Origin of the sequence: Trinickia sp., from assembly GCF_036503415.1 — a bacterium.
Taxonomy (GTDB): domain Bacteria; phylum Pseudomonadota; class Gammaproteobacteria; order Burkholderiales; family Burkholderiaceae; genus Trinickia.
Map to the genome: position 1 here is coordinate 1 of NZ_DASXWY010000119.1, position 9,859 is coordinate 9,859.

Genomic DNA, 9,859 nt, shown 5'->3' on the forward strand with positions numbered 1-9,859 from the left:
TCGTCGACGGAAATCCCGCGACCCGCTAGACTACGCCGTTCCTTGCAACGACGGACAACGGCCTTGGCTCATCGCGATTCCCGCTCATTCGATCAAGCGCCAAAGCGCTGGTACATCGACGTGCGCGGCAACGGCGTCGGCCAATGTGTCGATCGACGCAAGCCTGCGCGCGTCGTGATCGATGCGCTGGGCATCATCGAGCCCCGCCCAGCGCAGCAATGCCGCGCAGGCATCGGGACCGTCGAAGAGGCCATGCAGATAAGTGGCGAAAATCTGGCCATCGTCGGATATGGCGCCGTCGGGCCGCGGCTCGTCGCCAGCGCCCTGGCGCAGCCACATGGCCGGCCGCGCGAGTGCCGTGCCCGTCGTCGTCCCCATGTGGATTTCATATCCATGCACCGGCGCATCGCCGAGTGTCAGCGAACCCTCGATGCGGACGAGTTGTTTTTCGGGCGCAAGCTCGGTCTCGAAATCGAGCAGCCCGAAGCCGCGGGTGCGTTCGGTAGAGCTCTCGATGCCAAGCGGATCGCGCATGCCGCGTCCGAGCATTTGCATTCCGCCGCATATGCCGATGACCTTCCCGTCATAACGCAGATGGCGACGCAGGTAGTCCTCCCACCCCTGTGCGCGAAGCCAGGCGAGATCGCGTTGAACGCTTTTACTGCCGGGCAGAATGACGAGATCCGCTGCGGGCAGCGGTTCGCCGGCCCGGACGTAACGGAAGTCGACTTGCGGGTGCGCGCGCAGCGGATCGAAATCGGTGTGATTGCTGATGCGCGGCAGCGCCGGCACGATCACGCGCAACACCGTGTCGTCCGAGGCGGGTGCGTGCCGTGCGGCCGGCAACATGTCCTCGGCATCGAGCCAAAGGCCTGGCACGAACGGCACCACGCCGAGCACGGGTTTGCCGGTGCGTGCTTCGACCCAATCGATGCCGGGTTGGAGAAGCGCCGCGTCGCCCCGAAATTTGTTGACGATCACGCCCTTGACGCGCGCGCGTTCAGCCTCCGAAAGACAGGCGAGCGTGCCGATGATTTGCGCGAACACGCCGCCTCGATCGATATCGGCAACGATGACGACGGGGCAATCGGCCGCTTCGGCGAAGCCCATGTTCGCGATATCGCCCTCGCGCAGGTTGATTTCGGCCGGACTGCCTGCGCCTTCCACAAGCACGAGATCGTAGGCGGCCCGCAGTCGATCGAACGATTCGAGCACGGCCTGCATGGCGATCGGCTTGTACGCATGATAGGCCCGCGCATCGAGGTTGCCGCGCGCCCGACCGTGGACGATGACTTGCGCGCCAATGTCGCTGTTCGGTTTGAGCAGCACCGGGTTCATATCCGTATGAGGGTCGACGCCGGCCGCCAACGCTTGCCAGGCCTGGGCGCGGCCGATTTCGCCGCCATCGACGGTGACGGCGCTGTTGAGCGACATGTTTTGCGGCTTGAACGGCGCGACGCGGATGCCGGCTCGCGCGGCGATTCGGCACAGCGCGCCCACCAGCGTGCTTTTGCCCGAATCGGAGCTCGTTCCTTGAATCATCAGCGCACGTGGCATGGGGGGTGTCCTGAGCGGGTCGAATATGAAGCGCGCCTTTTGCGCGAGCATCGCGCGGCGGGCGCGTGCCGTGAAGCAGGGCTGCATTATGTCACCGCCGCTCGCGTCGGCGCATACGCATGCGTGCGGCAACTGGGCCGGACAACGGCCGCTTCGGCGGGAGCATTGCAATGATGGCACTGCCGTCCTTCGCGGCAATCGCCCTGCTCGCCATCGTGGGCGTCGTACTCGACTGGTGGCTGGGCGAGCCGCAGCGCGCTCATCCGCTCGTCGCATTCGGGCGATTCGCAAAGCGGCTCGAACGATCGCTCAACCCGGACGGCGATACGGTTGATACGCGAACCGAACGATGCAATTCGCGCACGCGGCTGCCCGCGCTGCGAGTTCGTGCGCTCGGCGTCGTCGGTTGGGCAGTGGCTGTCGTGCCGCCGGTCGCGCTATCGGTCGTGCTGACGCGCGTGTTACCGGTCGCGTTTGGATGGATCCTCCATGCGTTGTTGCTGTGGTTCGCGCTCGGTGCGCGCAGCCTTTCCGATCACATCGCTCCGATCGAAGGCGCGCTCGCGAACGGCGATTTGCCGCGCGCACGCGCGCTGGCATCGCGCATCGTCACGCGCGATCTTTCGGACGCGGAAGCATCGGCCGTCGCACGTGCTGCCGTCGAATCGGCCCTGGAAAACGGCAACGACGCGATTTTCGGGGCATTGTTCTGGTTCGCCATCGCGGGAGGGCCGGGCGCGCTGGGCTATCGGCTCGTCAACACGCTCGATGCGATGTGGGGCTATCGCACGCCGCGGTTCATCTCGTTCGGCTGGGCCGCCGCCCGTCTCGACGATGCGGCCAACTATCTGCCCGCGCGCCTGACCGCGCTGACTTACGCGCTGTGCGGCAATCCGCGCAACGCATTGCGGTGTTGGCGGACACAGGCAGCGGCGTGGGACAGCCCGAATGCGGGGCCCGTCATGGCAAGCGGTGCCGGCAGCCTCGACGTGTCGTGCGGCGGAAGCGCCCGCTATCATGGCGTCGACGAAGCGCGTCCACCGCTCGGCAGCGGCGCGGCGCCGCATGCCCGCGATATCGGGCGGGCGCTGTCGCTCGTCCGTCGCGCGCTCATGGCATGGCTGGCCGGCCTGATCCTGCTAGCCGCCGCGTCAATGGTGTTTTGAGCAGATCATGTCGACATCCGAGCGTCCCATCGTCTCCGTTGCCGTGCCTCATGGCGGCAACCTTTCCGAAGCCGTGCGCCGTTACGGTATGGCTCGCGAAGAGTGGATCGACCTTTCGACAGGCATCAATCCATGCGGTTATCCGGTGCCCGATATCGACGCGCAGGCGTGGCTGCGCTTGCCCGATGACGGCGACGATCTCGAAGCGATCGCGGCCGCCCATTATGGCGCGCCGCGCGCGCTGGCCGTGGCGGGCACGCAAGCGGCCATTCGCATGCTGCCGCAGGTCCTGCCCGTGGGGCGCATCGGTATCGGCCTGCTGACTTACGGCGAATATGCGCCGGCGTTCGCAGCCGCGGGTTTTACGGTGGAGCGCTTCGTCACGGAGCCGTTTGCCGATCGGCGCGACGCCGCCGATTTCCTTCTTGCTCCGGGCGTGCCGCTACCGGCGACGCTGACGCATCTGGTCGTCGTGAACCCCAACAACCCCGGCACCGAATCGTTCGATGCGGCCACGCTGCTCGACTGGCATCGTCAGCTCGTTTCGCGTGGCGGGGGCCTTATCGTCGACGAGGCGTACGTCGAGGCGACGCCTCATCTGAGCGTGGCCTCGCATATCGAGACCGACGGCCTTGTCGTATTGCGCTCGGTCGGCAAGTTCTATGGTCTCGCTGGCGCCCGGGCCGGGTTCGCGCTCGCTCCGGCCGCACTCGATGACGCGATGCGTGGACTGCGTGGGCCGTGGACCGTATCGGGCCCGGCGCGTAGCGTTGTGCGGGCCGCGTTGCTGGACGAACAGTGGCAGCGCTCGATGCGTACCCAGCTGCGCGACGCGTCGGCGCGCCTCGTGGCCTTGCTCGAGCGGCACGGATTGAAAGCGACGCATACGCCCCTCTTTGCCTGGGTACGCTGCGCCGATGCCGCTCGTCTGCAGGACCGGCTCGCACGTCGCGCCGTGTGGGTGCGCCGATTCGACGTTGTGCCCGGGCTGCGGTTTGGCTTGCCCGCCGACGAACGCGCGTGGGAGCGCCTCGATCGGGCGTTGCGCGAGGCATTGACGACGGACGATACGCTTTGAGCTGTTGATCGCGCAACTTTGTTTCCGATTCGTCGGATGGCGGATCGCCCGCTCAGTAATTCTTGCAGTCGTCGCGGTGCGCACGATTTGTGCCCGATTTTTATTCGCGCATTTACGGCGATTTGACCATACGGCATATTGGTTTTTGCGAGTGGCGGCGATATCTTTGCTGAATCGACGAGCAAGGAACTGCCACATGAACGAAGCATCGCATTCGTTGCGCCAGCCGCAGGGTTGGGACTTTCTTTCGGGCGGCGGCGAACTGGGCGGGCTCATCCGCGCATTCGATTGGAGCGGGACGCCGCTCGGTGCGCCTGATACGTGGCCGCAAAGCCTCAAAGTCGCGCTGCGCATCATGCTCAATTCGAGCCAGCCGATCTGGATCGGCTGGGGCAAGCAATTGATCTATTTTTATAACGATCCATACAAGTCGATTATCGGCGGCAAGCACGAATGGGCGCTGGGCCGGCCGATAAAGGACGTGTGGAGCGAAATATGGAGCGATATCGAGCCGATGCTCGATATGGCGATGAGCGGGGGCCGCGGCACTTATGTCGAGGAGCAACTGCTCGTCATGGAGCGTAACGGCTACCCCGAGGAAACGTATTACACGTTCTCGTTCAGCCCCATTCCAAACGACGACGGCAGCGCCGGCGGAATCATTTGCGCAAATACGGACGATACGCCACGCGTCATCGGCGAACGGCAACTGGCGCTGTTGCGCGATCTGGCCGCCGATGCAACGCGTGCCCGAACCTGGCAGGAAGTGTGCGCACGCAGCGCGCAGGCACTCGGCACGAACGGCCGCGATCTGCCGTTCGCGATGATTTATATGGCGGACGATATGAGCGCACCGACGCTCGAGCTCGCGTGTGCGTCCGGGGTCGATCGCGCCCACCGGGCCGCGCCGCATTCGATCGCCGCGGACGATTCGTCGATCTGGCCGGTCGGCGAGGTATTGCGCACGCGCACACCCACGCTGGTCTCGGAATTCGACGAGCGCATTGGCGTACCGTTGCCGAGCGGTCCGTGGGACGAGTCCCCTGCGCAGGCGGCATTGCTGCCCATCGTGCCGGGCGCGGAAGCCGGGCGGGCTGGCGTGCTCGTGGTCGGGCTCAATCCGTATCGCCTGTACGACGGTAACTATCGAAGCTTTCTCGGGCTCGTTGCCGGACAGATTTCGGCGGCCATCGGCCATGCCCAGGCCTACGAGGACGAGCGGCGGCGTGCCGAAGTCCTGGCCGAAATCGACCGTGCCAAGACCGCGTTCTTTTCGAACGTGAGTCACGAGTTTCGGACGCCGCTCACGCTGATGCTGGGACCGCTCGAAGATGCCCTCAACGATTCGTCGGCAAATGCGCTGGTGCCGCCTCAACGGCGCCGCCTGCTGACCGCACATCGCAGCAGCGTGCGGTTGCTCAGGCTCGTCAATTCGCTGCTCGACTTCTCGCGCATCGAGGCGGGGCGTGCGACAGCGATGTTCGAGCCGACCGATGTGGCCAAGTTCACCGCGGAACTCGCGTCGAGTTTCGAGTCGGCCACCCAGCGGGCCGGCCTCGAATTGTCTATCGAGTGCGAGAGCCTGCCGCAGCCGGTCTACGTCGACCGCGATATGTGGGAGAAGATCGTCCTCAATCTCCTGTCCAATGCATTCAAGTTCACGTTCGAAGGGCGCATCGAGGTGCGCACGCAGGTGTCGCCCGACGGCGAAGCAGCGCAGATCGTCGTTCGCGATACGGGTGTCGGTATTCCCTCGAACGAGCTTGCGCGCTTGTTCGAGCGTTTTCACCGTGTCGAGGGGCAGCGCAGCCGCTCCTTCGAAGGGTCCGGTATCGGCCTCGCGCTCGTGCACGAACTCGTCAAGCTGCACGGCGGCACGATCTCCGTCGATAGCGAGGTGGGACGCGGTACCGCATTCACCCTGAGCCTTCCATTCGGCACCGCCCATCTGGCGCCCGATCGCATCGGTCCCGAACGCCTGCTTGCATGGACGCCCCACCGTGCCGGTGCGTACGTCGAAGAGGCCCTGCGCTGGCTGCCGCAGGCGGGCGCGGAGGACAGCGACGAAGCCCCGTCCGAGCGCGCCGACGATCTGCCGACGCTGCCGTTCGGCAGCCGGACGAGGGGGGCGCGCGTGCTTGTCGTCGACGATAACGAGGACATGCGCCGCTATATGAGCCGGTTGTTGCGGGGGCAATGGGAGGTCGACACTGCCGCCGATGGGCACGAAGCGCTCGCGGCGATCCGCGAGCGCAGGCCCGACGTCGTCTTGAGCGACGTCATGATGCCGGGTCTCGACGGCTTCGGCTTGCTGCGTGCAATTCGTTCGGACTCCGAACTACGTGATTTGCCGGTCGTGCTCGTTTCCGCGCGTGCGGGCGAAGAGGCGAGTGTCGAGGGGTTGGGCGCGGGCGCCGACGACTATCTGACGAAGCCGTTTTCGGCTCGCGAGCTTCTCGCGCGCGTCAATGCGAACCTCGAGATGGCGAGGCTGCGACGCGAGGCCACACGCGATCTACGCGAAAGCGAGGCGCGGTTCCGGAACATGGCCAATCACGCACCGGTGATGATGTGGATCAGCACGCCGGAGGCCGAATTCGATTATCTGAACCAGCCTTGGTGCGAGTTCACCGGACAGACGCTCGATGAGGCCATAGGCGCAGGCGCCTGGGCAGCACTGCACGACGAGGATCGCGAGAGCGCCCGCCAGGCCTTTCTCGATGCCCATGCCGAACGCAGGCCGTTTCGCGCCGAATACCGGGTACGGACCGCTGCCGGCGATTATCGCTGGGTGTTGGGCGCGGCGGTACCGCGCTTCGGCGACGACGGGAAGTTTCTCGGCTACATCGGCTCGATCATCGATATCTCGGATCGTAAGGAGGCCGAACAGATTTTGCGCGAGGCGAACGTCGTACTGGAAAGACGCGTCGCCGCGGCGATTGCGGAACGCCTGCATACCGAGGCGCAATTGCGCCAGGCGCAAAAAATGGAAGCGATCGGCAAGCTCACGGGCGGTGTCGCTCACGATTTCAACAACGTCTTGCAAGTCATTGCCGGCAATCTTCAACTGCTGAGCCGCGACGTATCGGGGAATCTGCGCGCCGAGCAGCGGCTGCAGACCGCCGTTGCCGCGACGGCACGCGGTTCGCGGCTCGCTTCGCAACTGCTGGCATTCGGACGTCGGCAACCGTTGTCGCCGAAGACGGTCAATCTTGGCAGGCTGATTCGCGGCATCGACGACATGCTGCGCCGCTCGCTTGGAGAAAGCGTCGAAATCGAAACGGTGATCACGGGCGGGCTGTGGAATACGTTCGTCGATACCGTGCAGGTCGAAAATGCCCTGCTCAATCTGGCGATCAATGCGCGCGACGCGATGCAGGGTCACGGCAAGCTCACGATCGAAGCGGGCAATGCTTTTCTCGACGATGTCTATGTCGCGCGTCATCCCGATGTGGCGCCCGGCCAATACGTCATGGTCGCCGTGACCGACACCGGTTGCGGTATACCGGCCGAGTTGCTCGAGCGTGTCTTCGAGCCGTTCTTTACGACGAAACCCGAAGGCCGCGGCACGGGCCTCGGGCTGAGCATGGTCTACGGTTTCGTCAAGCAATCGGGCGGACACATCAAGATCTACAGCGAGCTCGAGCAGGGTACGACCGTGCGGCTCTATTTGCCGCGCGCCCGCCAGCCCGAGGATGTCGAGACCGAAGTCGAGGCCGGGCCGATCACGGGCGGTACGGAAACCATTCTCGTCGTCGAGGACGACGAAGACGTGCGCGGAACGGTCGTCGATCTGCTCTCAGAACTCGGTTATCGCGTGCTGCGGGCGAAGGACGCGCAAAGCGCGCTCGCGATCGTCGAAAGCGGGGTGCCGATCGACCTGGTATTCACCGACGTCGTTATGCCGGGTCCCCTCGACAGTCCCGAGCTGGCCCGCCGCGCGCGGGAACGACTACCGAACATCGCGGTTCTGTTCACGTCGGGCTATACCGATAACGCGATCGTGCATGGCGGCCGGCTCGACGATGGCGTCGATCTGCTCAGCAAACCCTATAGCCGCGAAGCGCTGGCGCGCAAGATTCGCCACGTGTTGCGGCATCAGGTGCGTGGCAAGCCGGCATTGCCTTCGCCGCCGTTGCCTGGGACGGACGATGCTCAGGCCGTCAACGCTGTCCGCATGCCTGGCCGCTTGCGCGGGCGCGTGCTGCTGGTCGATGACGACCCGATGGTTCGCTTCACAACGGCGGACATGCTGTCCTATCTCGGCTATGCCGTGACTGAAGCCGCCGATGCGGCGCAAGCGCTGGTACTCCTCGGCAAGCACACGTTCGATGTGATCGTGACGGACATCGCACTGCCCGATCTGTCCGGCGACGAACTGGCGATGCGGGCTGTCGCATTGCAGCCGGGGTTGCGCGTGATCTTCGCATCGGGGTACGACGAGCTGCCCGACGGCCGCAAGCCGGAAGCGCTCGCCGGGGCCACAATGCTGCGCAAGCCGTACGATCGCCAGCAGATGGAAGCGTTGCTGGATGCGGCCATGATGGTACGCATGTCGACGGGTTCAGCCACCGCACCGGTGACCGGATACCGCGGCTAGGCCGCGCCGTCCGACAAGGCGGGCTCCCGCGTGGTGAGGTTTTTCGGGAGCCCCGGGGCGTGAGGTGAGGTTTTTCGGGATAAGGGGTGCTTGTTTGCCCCGTTGCGGTGTGTTGCAGGGTGCTTTGCGTGCGATTTTCTGCTTCGCGGGACGCTTTTCGGCGAGTTGGCGCCCGCCGTGCCTCGCGAAGTCCCGCATTTTCTCCCGTAAAGGCTCACCTTGTCGCGCGGTGGCGCCGATGGTGAGCTTTTACGGGATGGCACTTTCGTGCTTTGGGATACTCCGACGCAATATGCGGAGTAGACCTCGTTATTGGTTTTGACGTTTTGCTTTTTGGAAGTTTTGTATCGATAATTGACATCGACGGCCTGAAACACAATCTGGCGCGCGTCCATCCGGACCCGCCGTTGGGCGGTTGTAACCGCCTGCTGCCGCGAGTCGAGTATGATTCGGCTCGGGTCAAATAAGGGGCTCCACACCCCCGCATCAACTACAACCGGAATCATCGATGGAACAGCTTGAAGGCGAGGCTCGCGAACGATTGATTCGCTGGCTCCGGCGTCGCATGGACGAATACGGCATTACGGTCGAAGCTGTGGCGGAATCGATTTCCGCCGACAAGCAGGCTGAACGGCCCATCCTTTACCGCGATGCGATGGGCAATACGTGGGATGGCTACGGAGATCCGCCGGATTGGTTGCGTCGTGCCGTCGCCGCCGGACAGAACATGGATTTCTATCGCTGCGAGGGATAACCGGGCGCGAGGCCTGGGGCCTTCAGCGCTCGGAGTCCGTCGGCGGCCATTCGTTTTCGAAAACGCACTCGGATAGCGGCATTCGTTGGGCCCAGTGTTCGATTTCGAGCATCGGCCGAGGATAGAAGCGCTCGACGTGTCCGAGGCATAGTATGGCGACAGGCCGGGCGCCCATCGGCATCCGCAACAAGCGGCGAACGTCGTCCACCTCGAAGAGCGACACCCATCCCATGCCGAGCCCTTCCGCGCGTGCAGCGAGCCACATGTTCTGAATCGCGCAGGCAACCGACGCCAGATCCATATCGGGCATCGTGCGGCGACCGAATACGTGTTTTTCGCGGCCATCCATCAGTGCCATGACGAGCAGCTCGGCGCACTCGAGCATGCCTTCCACCTTGAGCTTCATGAATTCGTCGCTGCGCTCGCCGAGCGCAGCGGCTGTGCGTGCGCGCTCGCGCTCGACGGCATCGTGCAGCGCTTTGCGCCGTGCGTCGTCGGTCACTCTGACGATTCTCCATGGCTGCATATATCCGACGCTCGGTGCGTGATGCGCCGCATCGAACAGGCGGGCGAGCACGTGCGGGTCGACCGGCTTGCGCACGAAATGACGCATGTCCCGCCGTTCATGGATGGCGCGATATACGGCCGCGCGCTCCCCGTCGTCGAATTGCATTGCCATCGAAAAATTGGCCTTTGAGGCTCGC

At 64.5% G+C, this 9,859-nt stretch carries 6 protein-coding genes; 4 read left to right on the forward strand and 2 right to left on the reverse strand.

The features are described from left to right. Positions 1 to 84 precede the first annotated feature (84 nt). Entirely contained in the window at positions 85 to 1,557 is a 1,473-nt protein-coding gene (locus VGL01_RS15270) for a cobyric acid synthase (RefSeq protein ID WP_331570719.1), read from the reverse strand. A 173-nt stretch (positions 1,558 to 1,730) separates the two neighbouring features. Between VGL01_RS15270 and VGL01_RS15275 the strand changes: the two genes are divergently transcribed. The 4 genes from VGL01_RS15275 to VGL01_RS15290 all read left to right on the forward strand — a co-directional run bounded on the left by VGL01_RS15275 (position 1,731) and on the right by VGL01_RS15290 (position 9,155). Continuing rightward, positions 1,731 to 2,723: a CobD/CbiB family cobalamin biosynthesis protein gene (locus VGL01_RS15275; protein ID WP_331570723.1), complete on the forward strand. Its 993-nt coding sequence runs from the start codon at positions 1,731 to 1,733 to the stop codon at positions 2,721 to 2,723. Between the two features lie 7 nt (positions 2,724 to 2,730). Continuing rightward, positions 2,731 to 3,801 carry a threonine-phosphate decarboxylase CobD gene (gene cobD, locus VGL01_RS15280; RefSeq protein WP_331570720.1) on the forward strand — a complete coding sequence of 357 codons (1,071 nt, stop codon included), beginning with the start codon at positions 2,731 to 2,733 and terminating at the stop codon, positions 3,799 to 3,801. 196 nt (positions 3,802 to 3,997) lie between these two features. Next, positions 3,998 to 8,401, forward strand: coding sequence for a response regulator (locus VGL01_RS15285; protein WP_331570721.1), 4,404 nt, complete (start codon positions 3,998 to 4,000; stop codon positions 8,399 to 8,401). Positions 8,402 to 8,909: 508 nt separating this feature from the next. Further along, positions 8,910 to 9,155 (forward strand): H-NS family nucleoid-associated regulatory protein, encoded by a 246-nt coding sequence (locus tag VGL01_RS15290; RefSeq protein WP_173260386.1) that lies wholly within the window; start codon positions 8,910 to 8,912, stop codon positions 9,153 to 9,155. A 22-nt stretch (positions 9,156 to 9,177) separates the two neighbouring features. Here the strand turns inward: VGL01_RS15290 and bluB are convergent, their stop codons facing one another. Further along, positions 9,178 to 9,834, reverse strand: coding sequence for a 5,6-dimethylbenzimidazole synthase (gene bluB, locus VGL01_RS15295; RefSeq protein WP_331570725.1), 657 nt, complete (start codon positions 9,832 to 9,834; stop codon positions 9,178 to 9,180). Positions 9,835 to 9,859: the final 25 nt, after the last annotated feature.